Here is a 25,746-nt window from a genome sequence, read left to right as displayed (position 1 = left end):
ATGGCAAAAAAAGTAACACCAATGATGGAACAATATTTAGATATTAAATCGCGACATAGCGATGAGCTTCTATTTTTCCGACTTGGTGATTTTTATGAATTATTTAATGAAGATGCATTAATTGCATCTCGAGAATTGAATATTACCTTAACAGGTAGACCAACAGGCAATGAGGAACGAACACCTATGTGTGGCGTTCCTTTTCATGCTGCTGAAAGTTACATAGAAACTTTGGTTAAAAAAGGGTATAAGGTCGCTATTTGTGAACAATTAGAGGACCCTAAGGCCGTAAAAGGCATCGTTAAGCGGGATGTTATCCAAGTCATTACACCGGGAACCGTAATGACAGAAAATGGTAATGATGCACGGAGTAATAACTTTTTAGCTCTATTCTATTTAGTTAAAGAGGCTTGGATTCTTGTATTCTCCGATGTATCTACGGGTGAGGTCATTTGGGATCGTGTACCTCAAGACAATATAAGTCAAATATATGATTCTCTTAGCATGTATAGACCTGCTGAAATCATTGTTCCTGAAGGAACTATTTTGCCACAATCTATCGTTGATTTCATTCATAATCAATTTAATAATGTAGTATTGTCTCCATTTACTTCCTTTGAAAGTGTAGATTTTGCATGTAAACTTGCAAATAATCACTTTCAAGATATGGGCCTTATGGAGGAAGATGTATTAGCTGCATTAGGCTTTATGCTCTTATATTTACAAGATGTAATTAAAACAGAAATAGCCCATATTAATTATGTTCATCAGATGGATGTAGGCAATCGTTTGATTCTAGATACGTCCTCATTGCGTCATCTTGAGATTACACACAACTTGCGGGATGGCGGTGTAAAGGGGACTTTATTAGATGTGCTCGACAGAACATTAACACCTATGGGGGCCCGTTTATTAAAACAATGGTTGGAAAGCCCTCTTACGGATATATCTACTATTCAACGACGTCAAGCTGCTGTTGCGGAACTCATATCTCGCAATGGTGAAAGATGCGAAATTCAAGGTTATTTAGATTGTATTTATGATTTTGAGCGTATCGTAGGTCGTATTGAAACAGGTTCTGTATCGCCTCGCGATTTTACATCGCTTCGTGAATCCCTCCAAGTATTACCGCAAATTAAGAATCTTCTTAAAGAATTTTCTGGCCTTTCATTGTCATCTATTAATACTCGCATTGATCATCATGCTGATATATATGATTTATTGAATCGAGCTATCGCAGAACAACCAGCATTAACATTGAAAGATGGACGCGTAATTCGGGATGGCTATAACGAAGAATTAGATGAACTACGATCCTTAGCCACCAATAGTGAGGTTTGGCTTCAAAAGTTAGAGGATAAGGCCAGAGAAGAAACAGGCCTCAAACTAAAAACAAAATATAATAAGGTTTTTGGATATTTCTTTGAAGTAAGTAAATCTCAAATTGATAAGGTACCGGCCTATTTTATTCGGAAACAAACCACAGTCAATGCAGAGCGTTATATTACACCTGATTTAAAAGAATTTGAAATTAAAATTCTAAGTGCCAAGGAAAAAATTGTTTCCTTAGAACAACAGCTCTATCAAGATTTACGCGATCAAATCAAAGGCGTTATTAAAAAGGTTCAGGAAACAGCTAGAGCTTTGGCAGAACTGGATGTACTTGCATCATTAGCGACTGTTGCCTATGAGTCTAACTATATTTGCCCGAATATCGTTATGAATGGTCAAATTAATATTCGTGATGGTCGTCATCCGGTGATAGAAAAATTCTTAAAAAGAGAGGTTTTTGTTCCTAATGATGTAGTACTCAACCATGATGATGAAGAATTTATGCTTATAACTGGACCTAATATGGCTGGTAAATCTACCTATATGAGACAAGTTGCGATACTTATGATTATGGCTCAAATTGGGTCATTCATTCCTGCTAGAGAGGCCACTATTTCTCCTGTAGATCGCGTATTTACACGTGTAGGTGCTAGTGATGATATTTCTACAGGTCAAAGTACATTTATGGTAGAAATGAAAGAGGTTGCTTATATTCTTGAAAATGCTACCTCTAAGAGTTTAATTATTCTTGATGAAATCGGTCGTGGTACCAGTACCTTTGATGGTTTAAGTATCGCACAAGCCGTGGTAGAACATATTTGTAAACATATTCATGCAAAAACATTGTTTGCTACACATTACCATGAATTGATACCTTTGGAGGACGTATACCCTCGTTTGAAGAATTACACGGTAGCTGTAAAGGAGAAAGGAAAAGATATTGCCTTTTTACGCCGTATTATTAGAGGTGGTGCCGATAGGAGCTATGGTATTCACGTAGCAAAATTAGCAGGTTTACCAGCTCAAGTATTGAAACGAGCGGAAGTGATTCTTGAATCCTTAGAGGAACAAAATACCGACACCGATGATTTAAATAATCGCGTTATAACATCAGATTCTGTTGTTAAGTATACTAAACCATCTATCGAACAAGATGATTTTGGCAATTTATTCACCCATTCTGTTGTGGATTCCTTGTTGGCTATAGATGTGAATACGATGACACCTATAGAGGCGCTAAATGCAATTCATCAGTTACAAGCAGAGGCGCGTAATGGAGGCGGTAAATAATGGCAACCATACATGTTTTGGATGAAACTACAATCAATAAAATAGCAGCTGGTGAGGTTGTAGAACGTCCCGCATCAGTTGTAAAAGAACTGATTGAAAACTCTATTGATGCTGGTGCTACATCGATTGAAGTGGAAATTGGCGAAGGTGGTAGTGCATATATGCGCATTACTGATAATGGCAAGGGGATGACAGAAGAAGATGCCCGCCTTGCAGTTTTGCGCCATGCTACCTCTAAGATTCAAAATGTAGAGGATTTATTCGATATTGCATCCTTAGGGTTTAGGGGAGAGGCTTTGGCGAGTATCGCTTCTGTTTCTCATTTTATTTTGACTACTAGAACTGTAGACCAAGAACTTGGTACACGTATCCTCATCGATGGAGGAACCTTTACTGATTGTATTCCTTATGGTGCAGCACCTGGTACGACAATTGAAGTGAAGGAATTATTTTTTAATACACCAGCTCGTCGTAAATTTCTTAAAACTGAACGAACTGAATCATCTAAAATTCAAGACTTTGTTGGTAAATTGGCATTAAGTAATCCGCATATTGCTTTTAAATTAACTATTGATGATCGTGTAGCTATCATTACACCAGGAACTGGCTCAATACAAGATACAGTGGCTGCATTATACGGTTATAAGACCAAGAATGATATATTTCCTATCGCTTATGAAAGTGAACATATCTATATTGAAGGTGTTGTATCAAAACCAACATTGTTAAAAAGCACGCGTATTTGGCAGACGATTATTGTCAATAATCGAGTTATATCAGATAAAACAATTTTGAAAGCCATAGATAATGCTTACCATGCATTATTACCAAAATCTGGATATCCATTGGTTTTACTACATATAACTGTACCGGCTAGTATGGTGGATATCAATGTACATCCTCGGAAGAGTGAAGTTAAATTCGAAGATGATAAAATCATATTTAAAGCTGTTTATCATGCAATTCTAAATGCCTTAAATAACCCTCTTCATGAACGGTATGAACGTGAATCATCATCGTTTACTCAACCTTTAGAAACTGAATCACAAGGTAGTGGCTATAACTCGTACCAAGCTCCACAAGTTTTGAGTGATCATAATGATACGGCTGAACATATTGCTACAGCCATTGACTATGATAAGGTTTTTGGCGGACGGCGCACTAAGGGATATGAGGTATTACGTCAGGATACACGCGATTTTGTAGATGCCTTAAAAGAAAAAGGGTTTACACCACCAGCTCCAAAAGCGACGTATGAACAGGAAGCATTTGAGGAATCTTCATTTACATCAGTTCCTACAGCTTATACTAGCTATACGACGGAAGATAAAGAGAAATTCCATCAAATACAAGAACAGCATATAGAAGATGAGTCTAGAGATATACAAAAATCAGGCTTTTTACCAATGGGACAGGTTGCATCCTGTTATATATTAGCCAAAAAAGGTGATGATTTATATATTATAGATCAGCATGCAGCACACGAACGTGTCCGTTATGATCGTTTGTGTAAATCTTCGGAAGCTATACCAATGCAAAGCCTGCTTGTACCGACATATAGCAATGCCACAGAGGATGAAATGAATCTTGTTGAGAATGAACAGGACGCTTTGTTGGATTTAGGCTTTGAAGTAGAGCTTGGCGGTCCTAATCAAATCAAATTAGTTGGTGCACCTGTAGATCTAGTAGAAAGTAAAGCTCAGGAAATTTTATCTTATGTATTTACTTTTTTGCATGACCATGAACAGCCTACTAAAGCTCAATTGCGTCATGAAATGCTAGCTTATGCATCTTGTAGGGGAGCCATTAAATCTGGACACAATCTTAATATGTACCAAATGACAACACTTATTGAAGATTTATTCCATACAGATAAACCTTATGTGTGTCCTCATGGTCGCCCAACAATTATTAAATTTACACCTGATGAATTGGGTAAGTTATTCTTAAGGTCTTAATATGATTATTACTACTTCACAAAAAGCGTCTTCAGCGATAAAAGAAGAAACAAAAGAATTAGCTAAATCATTAGATTTAGTATATCTAAATCGTCAAAAGAGGCCTATTTCTGAACTATTATTAGAGGATACACCTATTGCGGTTGTTTCTAAGAATCAATTGACAATTCATTTTAACGAAGAACAGGAGCATAGATTTCATTTATCCATGGCTCAATTGCGTATTTTACGCTTACAACGCGGAGATAATGACCATCTTGTAAATGCTATAGAATTGTTAACAACTGAATCATCTAATTCCATATCTATAGTTGATTGTACACTAGGCCTTGGCAGTGATAGTATTATCATGTCCTATGCATTCCCTAGTGCACATATTATAGGATTAGAGGCGTCATATCCTATATGGCTATCTACATGGTTTGGATTGAAACATTATACTCATGAGGATATGACTGTAACAAATGCACTACGTCGTGTTGATGCTCGTCATGATAATTTTGAAAGCTTTTTAAAAGGGCTACCTAACGATAGTGTAGATATATTATATTTTGACCCTATGTTTGAAGTTCCTATTGAAGAAAGTCCTCAATTTAAACCGTTGCGTGGGCATACTTCGGAAGGTAGAATCACAGATTCTGTGATTCAGGAAGCTAGGCGCGTTTGTCGATTAGGTTTTATTATTAAAGAACGGCCGTTTAGTGCTGTATTTAAAGATTTCCCACCATCCACATGGGTGGGCGGCAAGTATAGTCGTATAGGATATGGTGTTTACAGTAATAAGGGGTTACAATGGAAAAATTAATAACAATTGTAGGTCCTACAGCTGTAGGTAAGACTGACTTAACATTAGCATTGGCTAAAGGCTATAATGGCGAAGTGATTTCTGGTGATGCGTATCAGGTGTATAAACATTTAAATATTGGTACTGCAAAGCCGACAACAGATGAATTAGCTACTATACCTCATTATCTCATAAACATTTTAGAACCTGACGATGATTACAGTGTTTCTATCTTTCAACAACAAGCTAAATCATTAATAAATCAATTAAATGACAATCATGTTGTACCAATCTTATCTGGTGGAACTGGTTTATATGTTCAGTCTTTGTTAGAAAACTATAATTTTAATGATATAAAGCCTAATACAAAATTAAGAATCGAATTAGATGAGTTATATACTGAATATGGCGTAAATGGATTACGTGAGTATGCTCAGAATTTGGCAGAAAAAGGTGGCATAGAAATTAAATATACCGATAAACATCGGTTGTACCGTGCTATTGAATTGATGACTGCTGGTGATTATAAATCGTTAATAAAGCAAACAAAAGAGGGTTTATCCTATAAAGGCCCAGTTATTGGATTACAACGAGAACGTAGTGATTTATATAATCGAATCAATCGCCGCGTAGAAATTATGTTTGAAAAAGGTCTAGTGGATGAAGTTAAACAATTACTAAAAAGTGGAGTAAACCCAAATTGTCAGGCTTTTAAAGGTATTGGCTATAAAGAGGTTGTTCAGTATTTAGAAGGATTAATCAGTTATGACGCATGTGTAGATTTAATTCAGAAAAATACGCGTCACTTTGCAAAACGACAAATTACATGGTATAAACGTATGCCGTACATAGAATGGATTACCATAGACTCACAAACAACAGAAGCCGAAATTTATGGTATGGCTTGTAATATAATTGACTCAAGTTTTTAATAGATAAAGGATAGAGAATGACATTAGAAGAAATACGTAGTAAAGCCCTTGAAATGGCTGAACCACAATTTAAAAAGTTTGAACCTATTGCATTAGCAAATACGAAAAAGGTATTAGAAGCATTTAAAGAGTGTCAAGTATCTGACTATCATTTTACAGGCACAACCGGTTATGGTTATAACGATGTAGGCCGTGAAAAATTAGATGAAGTATTTGCCTATGTATTCAAAGGCGAAAAGGCTCTCGTGCGCCCACATTTTGTATCGGGTACTCACGCATTAGCCACCACACTGATGGCTATTATGGGAAATGGCTCTAAAGGAACTGAATTTATCTATGCCGTTGGAGCTCCTTATGATACAATGCAATCCGTTATAGGCTATACTCGTCCTGTTAAGGGTTCATTGATTGAAAAAGGTTTTACCTATACAGAAGTGCCCCTTAACAATAATACCTATGATTTGGACGCTATAGGACAGGCTGTTAATTCCAATACACGTGCTGTGGTTATCCAACGTTCTCGTGGGTATAGTACTCGTGAGCCATTGTCGATTGCGGATATTAAAGCGATCGTTGATGTTGTGAAAGCTAAGAATCCGGAAACCATTTGCTTTGTAGATAATTGCTACGGTGAATTTACAGAGCTTCAAGAGCCATTAGAGGCCGGTGCTGATATCATGGCAGGTTCTCTCATCAAAAATGCTGGCGGTGGTTTAGCACCAACCGGTGGCTATATCGTGGGCCGTGAGGATTTAGTTGAAGATGCATCATATCAATTGACGGCTCCAGGGCTTGGTGATCATATGGGCTCTTATGCGCCTGGTTACCGTTTATTCTTCCAAGGCTTGTTTATGGCTCCTCATGTAGTATTACAAGCTCTTAAAGGGGCTGTGTATACAGCTGCAGTAGGTGAATTACTTGGATATGAAGTATTTCCTAAGGTAGATGCAGCGCGTTATGATTTGATTCAAGCCATTAATTTAAAAAATGGCGAGGAAATGGAGCATTTCTGTGTAGGTATGCAAGCTTACTCTCCTGTAGATGCGCATGTGCATCCAATTCCTGGGGATATGCCTGGTTATGAAGATAAAATTATCATGGCTGGCGGTACCTTTGTACAAGGGTCATCTATTGAGCTTAGTGCCGATGGCCCTGTGCGCTCTCCATATACAATCTTCATGCAAGGTGGTCTTGTATTCGAACATTCTATGCTCGGCATTTTAGGGGCGGCAGAGGAATTATTAAAACATAGATAATAATTAGAATCTCTTTCTTTGATGGAAAGAGATTCTTTTGTTTCAAATCTTTTCAATATACCTCGTTCTAGGCTATAATATAAGTTGCTATAATTTCATAGCAATACTACTCGGACTTTTACACCGAACTAGTGTTTTACACGTCAGGCTTTCACCCTGATTAGTTTTATGATCAAGAGATCATTAAAAGGAGAAAGTATGGAAAAAGTTATCGCTGTAGCTATGAGTGGCGGCGTAGACAGTTCTTTGACTGCTGCAATGCTACTAAAACAAGGCTATAAAGTATTTGGTATTACCCTATGGCTATGGGTGAGTGGGACACCGTATGATGAGGTGCCTCTTGCCGTAACAGATGCTAAGAAAATGTGTGATTTTCTAGGTATTGAGCATCATGTTATTGATGCTCGCGATGTATTCTACGAGAATGTAGTAGATTATTTCGTAAAAGAATATGCTTATGGTCGTACACCAAATCCTTGTGTATTCTGTAATAAAAATATCAAATTTGATTTGATGCTCAATCGAGCCCTTGAACTTGGTGCAACACATATGGTAACCGGTCATTATGCACAGGTTAATTATAATGAAGGCACTGGTTTATATGAATTGCATAAAGGTGTTGACCCAACTAAAGATCAAAGCTATGTTATGTATAATATGAATCAACGTATTTTGAGTCACCTCATGTTCCCATTGGGTGGCCAATGTAAAACAGAAACGCGTAAATTAGCTGCTGAATATGATTTGCCAGTAGCTAAGAAACCAGACAGTGTAGATATTTGTTTCTTACCGCATGGTAATTATCAAAAACTCGTAGTAGAAGAAATGAAAACTAAACCAAAATCTGGTAATATTGTTACTGAAGATGGTGAAATATTAGGAAAGCATACGGGTTTATTCAATTACACGATTGGTCAGCGTAAAGGACTAGGCATTGCTTATAAACACCCTTTATATGTTATTGGCTTTAATGGTGAACGCAATGAAGTTATTGTAGGACCTAATGATCGACTTTTTACGAATCGTATGATTTGTAAGTTCTATAATTTCTTAGATGATACAATCCATAAAGAGTTAAAGGCGGAAGGTAAAATTCGTTACGCAGCCAACCCATCGCCTTGTACGGCACGTATCTTAGACGACGATACGATGGAGGTTATCTTTGATGAACCACAACGGGCTATTACACCAGGTCAGTCCGTAGCCTTTTATAATGGCACTCAATTATTAGGAGGTGCTGTTATCGATCGCGTATGTTAGAAAGGAGAATACAAGTTCCTTGAACTTGTTCATATAGTATGTCAACGAAAAAGATTAGAAACTTCTGTATTATAGCTCATATCGACCATGGTAAATCTACCATCGCTGATAGATTAATTGAATATACTGGTACATTACAAAAACGGGAAATGGAAGCTCAAGTATTGGATTCCATGGATTTAGAACGTGAACGTGGTATTACTATTAAAGCGCAATCCGTTCGTATTTTGTATAAGGCTCAAGATGGTGAAGAATACATTTTGAACCTTATTGATACGCCGGGCCATGTGGATTTCAGCTATGAAGTATCTCGTTCTCTTGCAGCTTGTGAAGGGGCATTACTCGTTGTAGATGCTGCACAAGGTGTAGAGGCTCAAACGTTGGCGAATGTGTATCTCGCTTTAGAACATGATCTTGAAATTATTCCTGTTATCAACAAAATAGATTTGCCTTCTGCCGATCCTGATCGGGTTAAACATGAAATTGAAGATATCATTGGTTTAGACGCATCAGAAGCAGTATTATGTTCTGCTAAATCTGGCATTGGCATTCCAGATATTTTAGAAGCTATTGTAAATAAGGTGCCTGCACCACCAGATAAATCTGATGAACCAACAAGAGCATTGATTTTTGATAGCCGCTTTGATGCTTATAAAGGTGCTATTGCTTATGTGCGCGTAAAAGAAGGTACTATTAAAACAAAAGATACAATCCGTATGATGCATGATAATAAGGATTTTGATGTAACTGAGCTCGGTATCTTTACACCAAATCTTGTGCCTGTCCAAGAATTACCATGTGGTTCTGTAGGTTGCATTGCAGCAAGTATTAAGAATGTAGCTGACTGTCACGTAGGTGATACGGTAACATTAGCTAATAATCCTGCACCTGAACCATTACCAGGTTACCGCAAGGCTGTATCTATGGTATATTGTGGTCTCTACCCTACAGAGTCTAAAGACTACGAAAATCTTCGTGATGCATTAGAAAAATTGCAGCTTAATGATGCTGCCTTAGAATATGAAGCAGAAACATCCTTGGCTCTCGGCTTTGGTTTCCGTTGTGGTTTCTTAGGCTTACTACATATGGATGTTATTCAAGAGCGCTTAGAGCGTGAATATAATCTAACACTTATCACTACGGCTCCATCTGTTAACTACAAGGTATATAAAACAAATGGGGAAATGCTAGAAGTGGATAATCCTGCTAAATTACCACCTCCAACGGAAATCGATTATATTGAAGAACCATATGTTAAGGCTACGACCATTGTACCTAAGGATTTTGTTGGTACTATTATGGAATTGTCTCAAGATAAACGTGGCGAATATCAATCCATGGAATACTTGGATGAAACGCGTGTATCCGTTGTATATCACTTACCATTAAGCGAAATCATTTATGATTACTTTGATAAATTAAAATCTGCTACAAAGGGGTATGCATCTCTTGATTATGAATTGATTGGTTATAAACAATCTCCAATGGTTAAGATGGATATCTTGTTAAATGGAGAACCTGTAGATGCATTATCTATCATCGTTCATAAGGATCGCGCTGCTACACGTGGTCGTGCATTAGCTGAGAAATTAAAAGAATTAATTCCTCGTCAAATGTTTGAAATTCCTATTCAAGCAGCAGTAGGCACAAAAATTGTAGCTCGTGAAACTGTAAAAGCTTGGCGTAAAGACGTTTTAGCAAAATGTTATGGTGGCGATATTTCTCGTAAACGTAAACTCTTAGAAAAACAAAAGGCCGGTAAGAAACGCATGAAAGCCGTTGGTTCTGTAGAGATTCCACAAGAAGCATTTATGGCAATTTTAAAGGTAGAAGATTAATATGGTAACAAATCGTAACGATTTGTTTGTACAGCGGGATATGGGGATATACATCCATATCCCGTTTTGCAAACAAAAATGTATATATTGTGACTTTCCAGCGTATCAAAATTTAGAGGAATATTACGATACATATCTGTATGCCTTGGTTCAAGAAATGACTATGTTCGGTGATGCATATCCTAAATCTCGTACTAAACTTGTAGATACTGTTTATTTGGGAGGCGGTACACCGACGGAATTATCCTTATTACAGTTAGAACAAATTTTGAATACCATTAAAACTACCTATAATGTATCTCCTGATTGTCAGTTTACCATTGAATCAAATCCTGGAGAGGTAGATCGGGCTTATTTAAAGGGGCTGCATAAGTTAGGATTCTCTCGTATCAGTTTTGGGGTTCAAACTTTTAATGATAAATCTCTAGTAAGTTTACATAGAAGTCACAATCGTGAGGATGCTATACATGCAGTTCAATGGGCTTTTAAGGAAGGATTTCAAGATATTAATATCGATTTAATATATGGATTACCGAATCAAACAACTGATGAAATTAATAAAAATTTAGATATTGTTAGTACATTGCCTATTAATCATATTTCTACCTATGGTTTACAAGTAGAACCAGGAACACGATTATATCATTTGGTTGATAAAGGAGTCATTTCTTTACCTGATGAATCAACAGAGGATACGATGTATGACATGATGATGCAAGGGATTCAAGATTTGGGATTTGAGCGTTATGAAATATCCAATTTTGCGAAAGATAAGGCCTATAGTAAACATAATCTAAAATATTGGCAATATTGTGATTATTTAGGTTTTGGTGCTGGTGCTCATTCATTTTTTGATAGTGTAAGAAGAGCTAATAATCGTAATGTCATGCCTTATGCTAGAAAAATAGACTGCTTTGAATTTCCTGTTGTAGATGAGGAAGTTATCGATTCCAAAAGAGCTAGAGAAGATTATTGTTTTTTAAGCTTGCGAACTAAGTGGGGAATCAATACAGTCGATTTTGCTAACAGATTTAATATACGATTAGAAGATATATATGGCTCTATTTTAGATAATTTAATTGAAAAGAATTTAATAATACAAGATGGCGACTTATATTATCTTACGCCAGAAGGTGCTAAGCATGGAAATTATGTGTTTAGTCAATTCATAAAAGAGTAAGATTTCTCATAGTTTCTCAATAAGTAACATGTTAGGATAAATAGGATGATGATGAATATGCATGCTTATTTAGGAGGAAAGATGAAGACATCTGTTATAATACATGGATTACATAATGAATTTTCTTTGGACCAAATGAAAGCATGTATATCATTAGCTGAAAAATACGGTGGTTCCTTTAGACATGTGGTGACTGGTATACAAATTACAGGTATTGATAAGGATGATAAAGAGGCTTTGATTGCTGAGTTACCTGATGGGGTTACTACGGTTATTCATAGAGGTGTCAATTCATTAATTGCCTGTGTAGGTAAAGGAAAATGTAAAAACGGTCAGATGGAGACTGCTGAATTAGCAGATTATATAGAACGTAAACATTATGGTCGTAAAACAAGTCACAAATGTAAAATAGGAATTAGTGGTTGTGGTCGTAATTGTCCTGATTCTATGGTTAAAGATATTGCCTTTATTGGTACATCTCAAGGATTTATGCTCGCCGTAGGTGGTAATACTGGTATGCGCCCTGAAGCAGGGAAAATACTAATGCGTAAATTATCTGTTGAACAAGCAAAGAAGGCTGCTGATATACTGATCGATTGGTATGCAGAAAATGGGGAACCAAAGGAACGGATGGGGAAATTGTTAGAACGTCTTGGCAATCCATTAGAAAATAAAACTTTATAATTTAACAATAGCTCCTAGTGATAAATGATATGTACCCATTTTCCTGGACACATATTATTTACTAGCCTAAACACATGGATGCTTCCCTGTATTTTACAGGGGGCATCCATTTTGTTTTTTTCTGAATCCTTTTATCATTGTAATAGTTGATGTATTCTTCAATTGCCCCCGCAAAAGCATTGAATGATGGATATTCCATTTCACAGCCATAATATATTTCCGTTTTCAACCTACCGAAAAATGTCTCCATTACAGAATTATCATAACAGTTTCCTTTTCTAGACATAGACTGAATAATTCCATGTTCTTTAAGTGCGTTCCTAAAATATTTATGTTGGTACTGCCATCCTTGATCAGAGTGAAAAATCAATCCTGAAAGATTAGGATACTTTTTGAAAGCTCTATCTAACATACGAGAAATCTGTTCTAAATTAGGCCTTAATGCCAAGTCATAGGAAATAACCTCATTCGTGTTCATATCTAAGATAGGTGATAAGTAACACTTTCCCCATGGAAAGTTAAATTGAGATACATCAGTAGTCCATTTTTGAAATGGAGCTGTTGTACTAAAGTCTCTATTGATAATATTATCGGCTATTTTGCCTACTTGACCTTTATAAGAGTGATATTTTTCTTTTGGTCTCTTTCCTGCGAGCCCCATGATTTTCATAAGTCTTTGTACTCGTTTATGATTGACTATAAAACCTCGATTAAGAAGTTCTTGATATACACGACGCACACCATAACGTCCCTTATGCTCTGTAAAAATCTTTTGAATTTCCTCTTTAAGTTGTATATTTCTTTCATCTACAAGATCTACTTTAGAGAGCTCAAAATAATAGGTGGATTTAGCCATTCCCATAGCTTTTAAAAGATATTTTAGTTGATATCCTTGCTTTCGGAGTATTTTGATAATCGCTGCTTTTTCGCCTTGAGACGCGCAGCTTCCTTTTCTTCTCTCAAGGCAATCTCTTTTTTTATGACTTCATTTTCAGCTTTAATATAAGCATTTTCAGCTCGTAAGCGAATGAGTTCCTCGTATTCACTCTCATTGAGTTGTCTAGGTGAAATATTCTTTGTTACTTTCATGTCAGAATCCTTTGGTCGTCGCCCTTTAGGCTTATTGATAAGACCATTGTATCCCAAAGTCTTGTATTTATGAACCCATTGATATAGTAGACCACTATTAATTCCAGCAACAATAGCTACGGAACGTAAAGATTCCCCAGCTAATACTTGACATACTAACTCATATTTATCCTCTGTAGACCAATTCTTTTTTACTCCATAAAACTTATTAATATCTGGACCATGCAACTCCTCTTGTTTAGCCCAATACCTTATTTGTTCATGAAAAGAATGAGGCGATACTCCATTTGGTGTTTCTGGCCATTCACCTTGATAGAATAATTCTATTGCTTTCTTTTTAAATTCATAACTATATCTCATGAAAATACCCCCTTTACTGAGTGTCCAGTAAAGGGGGTACATATCAAAATTGACTGGGAGCTATTTATATTTCTATAAAACCTTATAAATATAGATAGGCCTTGTCTTTTTGACTATTTTTCCATATCTATTTAGTTGTCTTTTTGACCTATTATTCTGTGAAATAACATTGTCTTTTTGACTAAACTTGATTTTATTAGGTTTTTAAGGATAAATTTACTTGACATTTTATTTTGGTATGGTAATATTATACATGCGATTAGCACTCGAATATTTTGAGTGCTAACAAGTGAGGTGTCATTATGGATGAAAGAAAACAACGCATCTTACGAGCGATTATAGAGGATTATGTAAAATCTGCTGAGCCTGTTGGTTCTAGGACGATTGCTAAAAATTATAACTTAGGTATTAGTCCTGCCACGGTGCGAAACGAAATGGCTGATCTTGAGGACTTAGGCTATTTAGAAAAACCTCATACATCAGCTGGTAGAATACCATCGTCAAAAGGCTATCGCTTATACGTTGATTCTATGATGCATCAAGGTCCAGTGGAGAATGAGGATGTGAAACAAATCCATTCTATATGGAATGATACGCAGCTTTCTGGCAATGAAATGTTATTACATATGGCTCGATTAGTTTCTCAAATCAGTCATAGTATGAGCTTATTATTAGCCCCTGGACATGATCAAGCAATGTTAAAATATATACATATTTTACCTCTTGATGCTCACCAAGCTGTTATGGTTGTAATAACTGCAACCGGTGCACTTGATAATGAATTGATGTATTTTACATCACCAGTGAAAGCTGATGAATTACAACGATTAGCTATACAATTTAGCAATGCCGTTCAAAATAAGCTTTTACGTGATATTACATCGGCTCAAATAAGTGCAATTATCGCACACATAGACGGTTCAAAATCCGTATCATTACAAATCGGAGAAACCTTATTAAGGGCCATCACAAAGCGACGTTTATTTTATTCCGTTGGTACTACTGAGTTGTTACGACAACCGGAATTTAAAACGGTTGAAAAGGTACAGCCTGTACTTTCATTATTAGAAGAACAACAAGAATTAGGTCACATATTGCAAGATAATTCAAACAAACCAATTAAGATTAAGATTGGTTCAGAAAATCAAATGGAAGCATTAAGTGATATGAGTCTTATTCAAACTGATTTTTCTCAAGATAATAATCAACTTGGTACATTGGCTATATTGGGCCCTACGCGAATGGAATATAGTCGAATTATTAATATGCTTTCCTATATGAAACATTTAATGGAAACGATGGCAAGAAATCAAACATAGAAAGGATAAGGCATGTCTGAAGAAAAAATTAAACAAGATGTGGTAGACGAAGAAATTTCTGAGCATACAGAAGCAACGAAGGAACAATCGGAAGCGCAAAATGCTGAAGAGTCTGTAGTTGATGCAAGTGAGGTGTTAGAAGAATTAAAAGCCGATTTTGATAATCGTTATAAACGCTTACAAGCGGATTTTGAAAATTTTAAACGCCGTACTAATCAAGAAAAAGAACAGTTGGCAGGCTTTGTTAAGGGCGATGTCCTAAAAGATTTGCTACCTGTATTAGATAATTTTGAGCGAGCTGTACAAGCTCCTTCAGAAGGGGATACAAAGGTATTCCTTGATGGATTTATCATGATTCATCAAAACTTGATGGCTATGTTGTCTAAGCATGGTTTAGCTGTTATCGATGCAGTTGGTAAACCATTTGATCCAAATTTCCATCAAGCAATTATGCGCGTACCATCAGATGAATACGAATCTGATACGGTATGTGAAGTACTGCAAACTGGCTATACTGTGGATGGTCGTTGTATTCGACCAGCAATGGTTAAGGTTGTTGAATAGATTATAAGTATTAGGAGGTCATATATTATGGCAAAGGTAATTGGTATTGATTTAGGGACTACAAACTCTTGTGTTGCTGTTATGGAAGGTGGCGAACCTACGGTTATTACAAACCAAGAAGGTGCACGTACAACTCCTTCCGTAGTTGGTTTTGCGAAAAATGGCGAACGTTTAGTTGGTCAATTGGCTAAACGTCAAGCTGTATCCAATCCAGAAAACACAATTATTTCTATTAAACGTCATATGGGTTCTGACTACAAAGTAACTGTAGAAGGTAAATCTTATACACCTCAAGAAATTTCTGCAATGATTCTTCAAAAAATTAAAGCTGACGCAGAAGCTTATTTGGGCGAACCTGTAAAACAAGCTGTTATTACTGTTCCAGCATACTTTACAGATGCTCAACGTCAAGCTACTAAAGATGCTGGTTCTATTGCAGGTCTTGAAGTACTTCGTATCATCAATGAACCTACAGCTGCTGCTCTTGCATATGGTGTAGATAAAGACGAAGATGGTAAAGTTCTTGTATTTGACCTTGGCGGTGGTACATTCGACGTTTCCATTCTTGAACTTGGTGATGGCGTATTCGAAGTATTGGCAACATCTGGTAATAACCACCTTGGCGGCGATGATTTCGACCAACGTATCATGAACTACCTTATTGAAGAATTCAAAAAAGAAACTGGTATCGATTTATCCAATGATAAATTGGCTGACCAACGTTTAAAAGAAGCTGCTGAAAAAGCTAAAATTGAATTGTCTGGCGTAGCTAGCACCAACATCAATTTGCCATTCATCACAGCTGATGCTACTGGTCCTAAACATTTGGATGTAACATTGACTCGTGCTAAATTTGAAGAGTTAACTGCTGATTTGGTACAAGCTACTATTGAACCTACTCGTAAAGCTATGAACGATGCTGGCTTATCTGCATCTGATATCGATAAAGTGTTGTTAGTTGGTGGTTCTAGCCGTATCCCAGCTGTACAAGAAGCTATTAAAAAAGTATTGGGTAAAGAACCAACTAAAAACGTTAACCCAGATGAATGTGTAGCTATCGGTGCTGCTATTCAAGGTGGTGTATTAGTAGGTGAAGTTAAAGATGTATTGTTACTTGACGTAACTCCATTGTCTCTTGGTATCGAAACAATGGGCGGTGTATTTACTCGTATCATTGATCGTAACACTACAATTCCTACATCTAAATCTCAAGTATTCTCCACTGCAGCTGATAACCAACCATCTGTAGATATCCATGTATTGCAAGGTGAACGTGAATTCGCAGCAGATAATAAAACATTGGGTCGTTTCAACTTGGATGGCATCCCAGCAGCTCCTCGTGGGGTTCCTCAAATCGAAGTAACTTTCGACATCGATGCTAATGGTATCGTACATGTAAAAGCTAAAGATTTGGGTACTCAAAAAGAACAAAAAATTACAATTACTTCTTCTAGCGGCTTGAAAGAAGACGAAATTGAACGCATGGTTAAAGAAGCAGAAGCTCATGCAGCAGAAGATAAAGCTAGAAAAGAAGAATTAGATGTTAAAAATAATGCAGATTCCTTAGTATACCAAGCTGAAAAAGCTTTGAAAGATCTTGAAGGTAATGGCGATGCTGCATTGTTGAAAGAAGTTGAAGAAGCTAAGGATAAATTGAAAAAATCCATCGAAGCTGGCAACATTGAAGATATTAAAAAAGATAGTGAAGCTTTGGAACAACCTTTGCACAAATTAGCTGAACAAATGTATGCTGCTGCTCAACAAGCACAACAAGCTGCTGGTGATGCTAAACAAGGTGAACAAACAAAAGCTGACGATAATGTAGTGGATGCTGATTACACTGTAGTTGATGACGATAAGAAATAAGAAGGGTTGGTAACTAATGGCACGAGATTATTATGACATCTTAGGGGTCAGCAAAAATGCAACCCAAGATGAAATTAAAAAAGCCTTCCGTAAAAAGGCTCGCCAATACCATCCAGATGTAAATAAAGATAATCCAAAGGAAGCAGAAGCAAAGTTTAAAGAAGCTAACGAAGCTTACGAAGTATTGTCTGATGAAACTAAAAAAGCTCAATATGACCAATTCGGCCACGACGCCTTCAAACAAGGAGGCGGCGCTGGCGCCGGTGGTTTCCAAAGTGGCTTTGGCGGTTTCGGTGGTCAAGCTGGTGGCTTCAGTGATATCTTTGGTGATTTCTTTGGTGGCATGTTTGGTGGTGGACACCAACAACATGGTCCTCAAAAAGGCAATGATCTTCGTGAAGACATAGATATATCCTTTGAGGATGCTGCCTTTGGTAAATCAATGGCAATCAATATTCAACGTCATGAAGAATGTAATCATTGTCACGGTACCGGCGGTGAACCTGGATCTAAAGTTGATACATGTCCTAATTGTCATGGCTCTGGTCAAGAGGTTGTTATTCAAAATACACCATTTGGTCGTATGCAATCTGCTCGTACTTGTTCTCGTTGCCATGGCTCTGGTAAGGTCATTGAAAAACCATGTTCCAAATGTCGTGGATCTGGTGAAATCTTAGCAAAACGAAAAATCGATATTAAGATTCCAGCTGGTGTAGATAACGGATCTCGTCTACGCGTTTCCAATGAAGGTGAACCGGGTATATTAGGTGGCCCAAAAGGCGACTTATACGTTTATATTTACGTACGCCCTCACAAAGAATTTGAACGAAATGGCAATGATGTTATCAGTCGTGTTACTATTAGCTTTGCACAAGCTGCATTAGGAGCAACTATACAAGTGAATACCTTAGATGGTAAAGTAGAATTGAAAATCCCAGAAGGCACTCAAACGGGAACTGCATTCAGACTTAAGGGCAAAGGTATTCCTTATTTACGCAATCCAAAACAACGTGGTGATCAACACGTAGTCGTTACAGTTCAAACACCTAAAAAATTAACTGAAACACAACGTGAATTATTACTTCGGTTTGCCAAAGAAGGCAATGAAGATGTGAATAACTTACAAGTTAGTAAGAGTTTATTCGAGAAAATCAAGGATCGTTTAACTAAATGAACAGCTCTGATGCGTGAATGGTTTGTTCCTGCGCATCAATAGTAAAGGAGCATTTATGCAATGGATAGAAATATCTATTGTCTGCGAAAGAGTAGCCACCGATGAGGTGACTACTCTTTTTGGCGATTATGCAGACAATGGAATTATAGAAGAAGATGTAGATAATCAACCGAATTTAGTACAATTAACGCTTTATGCTGATGCATCATTAGATCCTAACACGATTGTGTCTGATATAAAGGGGCGTCTTAACGAAAGCAATATCGAAATCACATCAATAGATGCACATATATTAGATGAATCTACGTGGCTCAATTCTTGGCAACAGTATATAGAACCTACAGAAATACTACCTAATTTAATAATCAAACCTGCATGGCAAAAATATGATAATGAACAGAATAAAACTATTATCGAAATCGATTCAGATATATCATTTGGTACTGGTTCTCATGAAACTACGAGAACTTGTGCAGAACTTTTACAGGCCTATAGTAAATCCATGAATTTAGATTCTGTTACTTGTTTAGATATTGGGACTGGGACAGGTATTCTGTTGTTAGTAGCTGCTCATTTGGGTATAAAACATCTTGTAGGTATCGATATAGAAGAATATGCAGCTAAACAGGCAAGAATTAATTGTGATAATAATCATGTCGTAGCTGATATCATTTGTGGTAATTTGGATACTGATTTTAAGGGAACCGCTCAATTGATTTTAGCGAATTTAACAGTAGATCCTTTAAAAATTTTATTGCCACAAATTGGTAGAAAACTTGATGATAAAGGTATTCTCATCATTAGTGGTATTATTGATGATCGGTATGATGAGATTATGCCTTATATTAATAAAGAGTGGCATATTATTGAGGAGCGCATTGCTGGACCTTGGCATACATTTGCGCTGGAAAAACGATGAAAAAGATATTTATTCCTACACCATTAGATGAATCTATTGTATTACCTAAAGATGTGACTCATCATATATTACATGTATTTCGCCATAATATAGAGAAACCAATTACTGTCACAGGTAGCGATAACCGTTGTGGTATCTATCAGATTAATGATGAGATAAATGGCTTAGCACAAGCTAGTCTTATAGAATACATTGATTCTCCTACATCTATGCATAGAACCATATTAGTACAATCTTATTTAAAAGGTGAAAAATTAGAATGGGTTTTACAAAAAGCTACAGAGCTTAATGTTGATACCGTATATCTTGTACCTACTTCGAACTGTGTTGCTAAGTACGATGCAAAAAAATTACAGTCAAAATATAGTCGTTGGGAAAAGATTATGTTGGAAGCTTCTCAACAATGCGGGCGCACACAGCTACCTACGCTTGTTGTGGATGAGCCCCTTTCTAATGTATTAGACATCGAATCTGAATGTTTAAAATTAGTTGCTTATGAAAATGAAGCGGGCTATACCATAAAAGATGCTTTAAAGGCTATTAATAGTGATTCAACTAATAGGGATATCTTAATTTGTATTGGCCCTGAAGGGGGCTTTCAAGAGAAAGAAATCAATGATATTATAGAATGTGGTGGACAATCAGTTACATTAGGTCATACTATATTACGTGCCGAAACGGCTGCGATTGCTGCATTATCGATGGTTCACTATGAATTAGAATTATAAAATACTATATACATATGCTATATGATATCTATATAAAGAAATGGGAGGTGCAATGAAAACCGTTGCCTTTACAACTCTAGGGTGTCGTGTCAATCAGTATGATACGGATGCTATGAAGGGGTTATTTTTACAACATGATTATGAAGCTGTTGATTTTGATTCTAAGGCTGATATTTACGTTATTAATACATGTTCTGTTACGAATATGGGGGAGAAAAAGTCTCGTCAATTAATTCGTAAAGCTAAACGTCAAAATCAAGATGCTTATGTTATCGTTACAGGTTGTTATGCACAACTTGATCCTGATGCAATTGCTGCCATTGATGGCGTTAATCTAGTTATTGGCACAAACAATCGCTCAAAAATTGTTGAACTTGTTGAACAACTCGAAACAACAGAACGTCAAATTAATGCTGTTCGCGATATCATGAAAGAGTCTAATTTTGAAGAGATGCCATTATTTGGTAATGAATCTGATAAATCGAGAGCCTTCATGAAAATTCAAGAAGGTTGTAATAATTATTGTGCATTTTGTATCATTCCTTATACGCGTGGGAAACTAAAGTCCCGTAAAGTGGATGATATTGTAAATGAAGCGAAACGTTTAGTAGAACATGGATTTCATGAGATCGTTTTAACCGGGATTCACCTTGGAAACTATGGCGTTGAATTACCAGGAAGACCTACGCTAGCAGATGTGGTAAAAGCCCTCTTAGAAATTCCAAATTTACATCGCATACGTTTTGGATCTATTGAGTCTGTTGAAGTATCGGATGAACTCATAGAATTAATGGCTACGGATAAGCGCGTATGTCCACATTTACATTTACCTCTACAAGCGGGGTCAGATCATGTTCTAACATTGATGAAACGTCATTATACGCTTCAAGAATATAAAGATTTGATTAAGAATTTAAGAAATCGCATCCCAGATTTATCAATTACTACTGATATCATTGCAGGATTTCCACAAGAAACGGATGAAGACTTTGATGAAACAATGAATACGGTAAAAGAAATTGGCTTTACTCATATTCATGCATTTCCATATTCTATTCGTGAAGGTACACCGGCTGCAACAATGCCAAATCAAGTACCAGAAGCCGTTAAGAAGGCTCGCGTAGCACTTTTAAATGATTTAAGCGAAAAAGGTTTACATGCGTATGCAACATCTCGTATAGGTAAATCTGGTGAAATCCTCATTGAAAAAGAGGAAAATGGATATTATACAGGCTTAACAAATGAATATATTCATGGTAGAGTTAAATCAGATGGTCAACACTCTATAGGTGATCTCATAGGCGGTACTGTGGTGGCTGTTGAAAAAGATTTTGTAATCATTGAATAAGATAGAGGAGGTCCCCATGAGCGACTGCATTTTTTGTAAAATTATTAATGGCGAAATTCCATCAAAAAAAGTATTAGAAAACGATAAATTCTATGCTTTTTATGATATTGAACCTGTAAAAAAAGTTCATGTACTTATTGTTCCTAAAAATCATGTTGCTAATATTGCTCATATTACAGAGAAGAATGAAGACTATGTTGAAGGTTTATTACCATTTGTTCGTGATGTGGCAAAAGAACTTGGTATTTCTAAGGATGGCTATCGATTGATTTTTAATACTGGCGCAAAAGCTGGTCAAAGTGTATTCCATATGCATGCTCATCTATTAGGTGGCGAAGAAATGGGTTGGCCTGAAGCGTAATAGCTTGTAATAGGAAATTATTAATTTTGAAGTAGTAAGACATCAAAAAATATTGATTTGTAATAAAATTCCTATAAAATGTAGCGGTATATATTGACAGAACCTAGTGTTCTACATATAATATGTATATGTGCGTAAATAAAATTATCAGCACTTCCCTGAGATTAATTTTGGAGGGAGGGATATAGATGTCTGAAATTAAAGTCGGTAAAAACGAAACGCTTGAAAGTGCTCTTCGTCGATTCAAACGCTCCTGCCAAAAAGCAGGTGTTTTGTCTGAAGTAAGAAAACGCGAACACTACGAAAAACCAAGCGTAAAAAGAAAGAAAAAATCTGAAGCAGCAAGAAAACGCAAATTCAGAGCATAAGATGATTACCCTAATTCTGCCTTTTCATGGCTTCATGAAATCCAGAATTAGGGTTTCTTTATATATTAGTTTTTAAGGTGCTAATATGTATTTAATGATTGAGTCATATAGGAGGTTCCCATGAGTTTAAAAGATCAATTAAAAGAAGATATGAAAGCTGCTATGAAGGCTCGAGAAGAAGGCAAAATAGCTTTATCTGTTATTCGTATGGTCAATAGTGCCATTAAAAATACAGAAATAAATGATAAAATTGAACTTGATGATAATGGTGTATTAGGCATTTTAGCTAAAGAAATGAAAACACGCCAAGATTCTCTTACAGAATTTGAAAAGGCAGGTCGTGAAGATCTAATTAGTCATGTTAAGGAAGAAATAGCTATTCTTCAAAAATATATGCCAGCGCAAATGACAGAAGGTGAAATTCGCGATGTTGTAAAAAAAGCCATTGCTGAGTGCGGAGATAATGTAAATATGGGTAACGTTATGAAACATGTTATGCCACATACTAAAGGCCGTGCAGATGGTAAATTAGTAAATACCATCGTAAAAGAATTACTAGGTTAATATTCTGGTAAAATTCTATAGAAATTTATTGACAAGAATTTTCTCACTATGGTAATATGTACTCAAGAAAATAATTAGTCAATGAAGACTCCACTGGATAGGTATGCAGTTTGTATATCTATATTGTTGGAGTCTTTTTTTATAGTTTAGGAGGAACAAATATGGCTACAAAAGAATTATTGTATTACATTCCTGCAGGTCAATATGGTAAAGAAGGTGTTTTATCTCTATTAGAACAACATCCAGAAATTAAATTCGTATCTTTAGTAGGTATCGACTTAGCTGGTAATGATACAGATGAAAAAATCCCAATGGCTGCATTCTTTGATGATTATGAAGCATTCTTTGAAGGCCGTGCTGTTCAAACTGATGGTTCCTCTGTAGTATTGACAAATATCGCTACATTGAACAATGCTCGTGTTGATATGTGGGGCGACCCAAGTGTAAACTGGTTTGTTGATTATAACTACGAAAACATTGATGAAGCAACAGGTTTGCCAACTGGTACACTTCGTATTCCTGCATTCTTGATGCATAATTACCGCTATGTAGATTCTCGTTCTATTTTGAAACGCAGCTGTGACTATGTTCGTGCAGAATTGTTATCCTTGATCAAAGAAAAAGGTGTACCTGGTATGCCTCATGTGAAAGCTGATGATGTAGTAGATATTGTTTTCACATCTGCTACTGAATTAGAATTCTGGGTAAAAACACCTTCTAAAACAGTTACTAAAAAAGAATTATCCGTTTCTCAACGTTTGCAAGAACAATACTGGCAACGTACACACGGCACTGTTCGTACTGCATTAGAACAAGCCGTAGAACGTCTTGATAAATACGGTATGGTAGCTGAAATGGGCCATAAAGAAGTTGGTGGTGTAAAAGCTAAACTTGATGAAGATGGTCATGAATCCGTTGTATTGGAACAATTGGAAATCGACTGGAAATTCTCTGGTAACCCATTACAAACAGCAGATAACGAATTACAAGCTCGTATTATCGTTCGTGAAGTATTCCGTGAAAATGGTCTTGATGTAACATTCAATGCAAAACCAATTATCGGTGTTGCTGGTTCTGGTGAACATACTCACTTTGGCGTAATGGCAAAATTAAAATCTGGCAAACTTGTTAACTTGTTCAGCCCAGAAGATATGAAAAAAGAATCTGCTAGCTCATTAGGTATTGGTGCAATCATGGGTCTATTGAAACACTATGAAGCTATTAACCCATTCATCAGCTCTACAACAGATTCCTTGAATCGTTTGAAACCTGGATTCGAAGCTCCAGTTTGTATCGTAACTTCCTTAGGTAATGATCCTTCTGAACCTAGCCGTAACCGTACAATCCTTTGCGGTTTGATTCGCGATATCGACAATCCTATGGCTACACGTTATGAATTGCGTTCTCCAAACCCTTATACAAATACATACACTGCATTAGCATTGATTTTCATCTCTGCATTTGATGGCATGAAATATGCCATTACAAGTGGTAAAACGCAAGCACAATTGGAAGCAGAACTTTCCAAAGAAGCTGGTCAAGATGCAGATTACTTACCTAAAGAACGTGCATTCCGTTCTGAAAAAGATGTATTCGAAGACTACACTCAAGAAGAACGTAATCAAATGTTCGGCGTAGCGCCTGCAACAGTATGGGAAAACATTAAAGGTTATAAAAATAATCCTGAACTTGTAAATACATTGGCACAAGGTGATGCATTTGCTCATGACTTAATGGATTCCTTCATTGCATCCATTTTGAAACGTTGGAAACTCGTATTGGCTCATCGTATCATTCCTGATAATATGGATACAGTACGTAAAATGGTTTCCATTCACACAGATAGCCGCAATAGCATTGATGACAAACGCTTTGCAGAAGTTAATGACTTACGTTTCTATCTTGCAAAAGATAGCGATGATCGCAAATCCTTATTCACACGTATTGTAGAAGCTTTACAATCTGAAGATTATGATACTGCATCTGCATTACAAATCGAAATGAATGACAAAATGGAAGAATTAGAAGCTAAATACGCCAATTACAGCAAAAACATTTTCTAATCCTTTGGATATGAAAAAAGGTCCTACCGAAAATCGGTAGGACCTTTTTGAGTATTATAGAATCATAAATAATTATATTATTCATCGTGACCAATATATTTTTTTACCAATACTAAACTACATACGAGCACAAAAATAGAGATAGCCCATATGAGGATGTCAAAGGCTGTATCATGGGCAATAATTACTGATCGAACAATGGCGGTAATACCAATATATAGGAAAAAGTCTAAAGGAAAGTGAAAGTTATTTTTAAAGTACTTTACAATTAACGCAATAAACTCGAAATAGAGGAAGAAGGTAATTAATTCTTCAATAAGATTGTAATATGTGCTTTCATCATTAATATTGGCCCATGTAATAACACCTAAATTAATTAGTGAATTAACTAAAGCGATACACAAGGCTATACCAACGCCGAGGAGGGCGATATTTTTTATAGTTAATAATAGTTTTGAAAATTTAATCCACATACATAACTCCCATGAATAGAAAAAGGCCGTACGATG

General features: G+C 36.3%; 23 protein-coding genes. 20 read left to right on the top strand and 3 right to left on the bottom strand.

Translation table 11 applies throughout. The features are described from left to right. From mutS to O3598_RS01285, 9 genes are all read left to right on the top strand, one after another. Positions 1-2,622, top strand: a complete 2,622-nt coding sequence (gene mutS / locus O3598_RS01325; protein ID WP_005383263.1) for a DNA mismatch repair protein MutS — start codon at positions 1-3, stop codon at positions 2,620-2,622. Continuing rightward, positions 2,622-4,580, top strand: a complete 1,959-nt coding sequence (gene mutL / locus O3598_RS01320; protein ID WP_281741519.1) for a DNA mismatch repair endonuclease MutL — start codon at positions 2,622-2,624, stop codon at positions 4,578-4,580. The genes mutS and mutL overlap by 1 nt, the downstream gene beginning before the upstream one ends. A 1-nt stretch (position 4,581) precedes the next feature. Beyond that, the gene (locus O3598_RS01315) at positions 4,582-5,385 is read left to right on the top strand and encodes a Brix domain-containing protein (protein WP_281741517.1); all 804 of its coding nucleotides are present in this window, start codon (positions 4,582-4,584) and stop codon (positions 5,383-5,385) included. Continuing rightward, a complete protein-coding gene (gene miaA / locus O3598_RS01310) occupies positions 5,373-6,296 on the top strand; it encodes a tRNA (adenosine(37)-N6)-dimethylallyltransferase MiaA (RefSeq protein ID WP_281741515.1) in 924 nt (307 codons plus the stop codon). Before O3598_RS01315 ends, miaA begins: the two co-directional genes overlap by 13 nt. A gap of 17 nt (positions 6,297-6,313) precedes the next feature. Further along, positions 6,314-7,552: a methionine gamma-lyase family protein gene (locus tag O3598_RS01305; protein WP_016475551.1), complete on the top strand. Its 1,239-nt coding sequence runs from the start codon at positions 6,314-6,316 to the stop codon at positions 7,550-7,552. A 198-nt stretch (positions 7,553-7,750) separates the two neighbouring features. Then, positions 7,751-8,812: a tRNA 2-thiouridine(34) synthase MnmA gene (gene mnmA / locus O3598_RS01300; RefSeq protein WP_016475552.1), complete on the top strand. Its 1,062-nt coding sequence runs from the start codon at positions 7,751-7,753 to the stop codon at positions 8,810-8,812. 38 nt (positions 8,813-8,850) lie between these two features. Next, on the top strand, positions 8,851-10,650 hold the full coding sequence (lepA, locus tag O3598_RS01295; RefSeq protein ID WP_016475553.1) for a translation elongation factor 4: 1,800 nt from the start codon (positions 8,851-8,853) through the stop codon (positions 10,648-10,650). A 1-nt stretch (position 10,651) separates the two neighbouring features. Further along, positions 10,652-11,830, top strand: a complete 1,179-nt coding sequence (hemW, locus tag O3598_RS01290) for a radical SAM family heme chaperone HemW (protein WP_005378870.1) — start codon at positions 10,652-10,654, stop codon at positions 11,828-11,830. A gap of 81 nt (positions 11,831-11,911) precedes the next feature. Next, the gene (locus tag O3598_RS01285) at positions 11,912-12,514 is read left to right on the top strand and encodes a nitrite/sulfite reductase domain-containing protein (RefSeq protein ID WP_005379020.1); all 603 of its coding nucleotides are present in this window, start codon (positions 11,912-11,914) and stop codon (positions 12,512-12,514) included. 61 nt (positions 12,515-12,575) lie between these two features. Here the strand turns inward: O3598_RS01285 and O3598_RS01280 are convergent, their stop codons facing one another. Further along, positions 12,576-13,430 carry an IS3 family transposase gene (locus tag O3598_RS01280; protein ID WP_232503433.1) on the bottom strand — a complete coding sequence of 285 codons (855 nt, stop codon included), beginning with the start codon at positions 13,428-13,430 and terminating at the stop codon, positions 12,576-12,578. Next, positions 13,394-13,963, bottom strand: coding sequence for a helix-turn-helix domain-containing protein (locus O3598_RS01275; RefSeq protein ID WP_005377809.1), 570 nt, complete (start codon positions 13,961-13,963; stop codon positions 13,394-13,396). The genes O3598_RS01280 and O3598_RS01275 overlap by 37 nt, the downstream gene beginning before the upstream one ends. 302 nt (positions 13,964-14,265) lie before the next feature. Between O3598_RS01275 and hrcA the strand changes: the two genes are divergently transcribed. From hrcA to O3598_RS01220, 11 genes are all read left to right on the top strand, one after another. Further along, complete coding sequence (gene hrcA / locus O3598_RS01270) at positions 14,266-15,282, top strand: heat-inducible transcriptional repressor HrcA (protein ID WP_016475555.1); 1,017 nt, start codon at positions 14,266-14,268, stop codon at positions 15,280-15,282. Between the two features lie 12 nt (positions 15,283-15,294). Next, the gene (gene grpE / locus O3598_RS01265) at positions 15,295-15,846 is read left to right on the top strand and encodes a nucleotide exchange factor GrpE (RefSeq protein WP_371451472.1); all 552 of its coding nucleotides are present in this window, start codon (positions 15,295-15,297) and stop codon (positions 15,844-15,846) included. 27 nt (positions 15,847-15,873) lie between these two features. After that, positions 15,874-17,712, top strand: a complete 1,839-nt coding sequence (gene dnaK, locus O3598_RS01260; protein ID WP_005380149.1) for a molecular chaperone DnaK — start codon at positions 15,874-15,876, stop codon at positions 17,710-17,712. Between the two features lie 16 nt (positions 17,713-17,728). Further along, entirely contained in the window at positions 17,729-18,886 is a 1,158-nt protein-coding gene (gene dnaJ, locus O3598_RS01255) for a molecular chaperone DnaJ (protein ID WP_005378790.1), read from the top strand. A gap of 55 nt (positions 18,887-18,941) precedes the next feature. Then, positions 18,942-19,805: a 50S ribosomal protein L11 methyltransferase gene (locus O3598_RS01250; RefSeq protein ID WP_287524317.1), complete on the top strand. Its 864-nt coding sequence runs from the start codon at positions 18,942-18,944 to the stop codon at positions 19,803-19,805. After that, positions 19,802-20,533, top strand: coding sequence for an RsmE family RNA methyltransferase (locus O3598_RS01245; protein ID WP_016475556.1), 732 nt, complete (start codon positions 19,802-19,804; stop codon positions 20,531-20,533). The genes O3598_RS01250 and O3598_RS01245 overlap by 4 nt, the downstream gene beginning before the upstream one ends. Positions 20,534-20,585: 52 nt before the next feature. Then, positions 20,586-21,881 carry a tRNA (N(6)-L-threonylcarbamoyladenosine(37)-C(2))-methylthiotransferase MtaB gene (gene mtaB, locus O3598_RS01240; RefSeq protein ID WP_016475557.1) on the top strand — a complete coding sequence of 432 codons (1,296 nt, stop codon included), beginning with the start codon at positions 20,586-20,588 and terminating at the stop codon, positions 21,879-21,881. A 16-nt stretch (positions 21,882-21,897) separates the two neighbouring features. Continuing rightward, the gene (locus O3598_RS01235; RefSeq protein ID WP_005378992.1) at positions 21,898-22,242 is read left to right on the top strand and encodes a histidine triad nucleotide-binding protein; all 345 of its coding nucleotides are present in this window, start codon (positions 21,898-21,900) and stop codon (positions 22,240-22,242) included. A gap of 188 nt (positions 22,243-22,430) precedes the next feature. Then, the gene (gene rpsU, locus O3598_RS01230) at positions 22,431-22,610 is read left to right on the top strand and encodes a 30S ribosomal protein S21 (protein WP_004695751.1); all 180 of its coding nucleotides are present in this window, start codon (positions 22,431-22,433) and stop codon (positions 22,608-22,610) included. Positions 22,611-22,730: 120 nt separating this feature from the next. Then, positions 22,731-23,174, top strand: a complete 444-nt coding sequence (locus O3598_RS01225) for a GatB/YqeY domain-containing protein (protein WP_016475558.1) — start codon at positions 22,731-22,733, stop codon at positions 23,172-23,174. 161 nt (positions 23,175-23,335) lie between these two features. Next, positions 23,336-25,237: a type I glutamate--ammonia ligase gene (locus O3598_RS01220; protein ID WP_016475559.1), complete on the top strand. Its 1,902-nt coding sequence runs from the start codon at positions 23,336-23,338 to the stop codon at positions 25,235-25,237. Positions 25,238-25,314: 77 nt separating this feature from the next. On the opposite strand, the gene O3598_RS01215 is transcribed toward O3598_RS01220, so the two are convergent. Continuing rightward, positions 25,315-25,710, bottom strand: a complete 396-nt coding sequence (locus O3598_RS01215; RefSeq protein WP_005378783.1) for a phosphate-starvation-inducible protein PsiE — start codon at positions 25,708-25,710, stop codon at positions 25,315-25,317. Positions 25,711-25,746 lie beyond the last annotated feature (36 nt).

The organism is Veillonella atypica (genome assembly GCF_041431435.1).
GTDB lineage: Bacteria > Bacillota > Negativicutes > Veillonellales > Veillonellaceae > Veillonella > Veillonella atypica.
The sequence above is the reverse complement of the archived record's forward strand: the minus strand, read 5'-3'. Positions and strand labels throughout refer to the sequence as shown.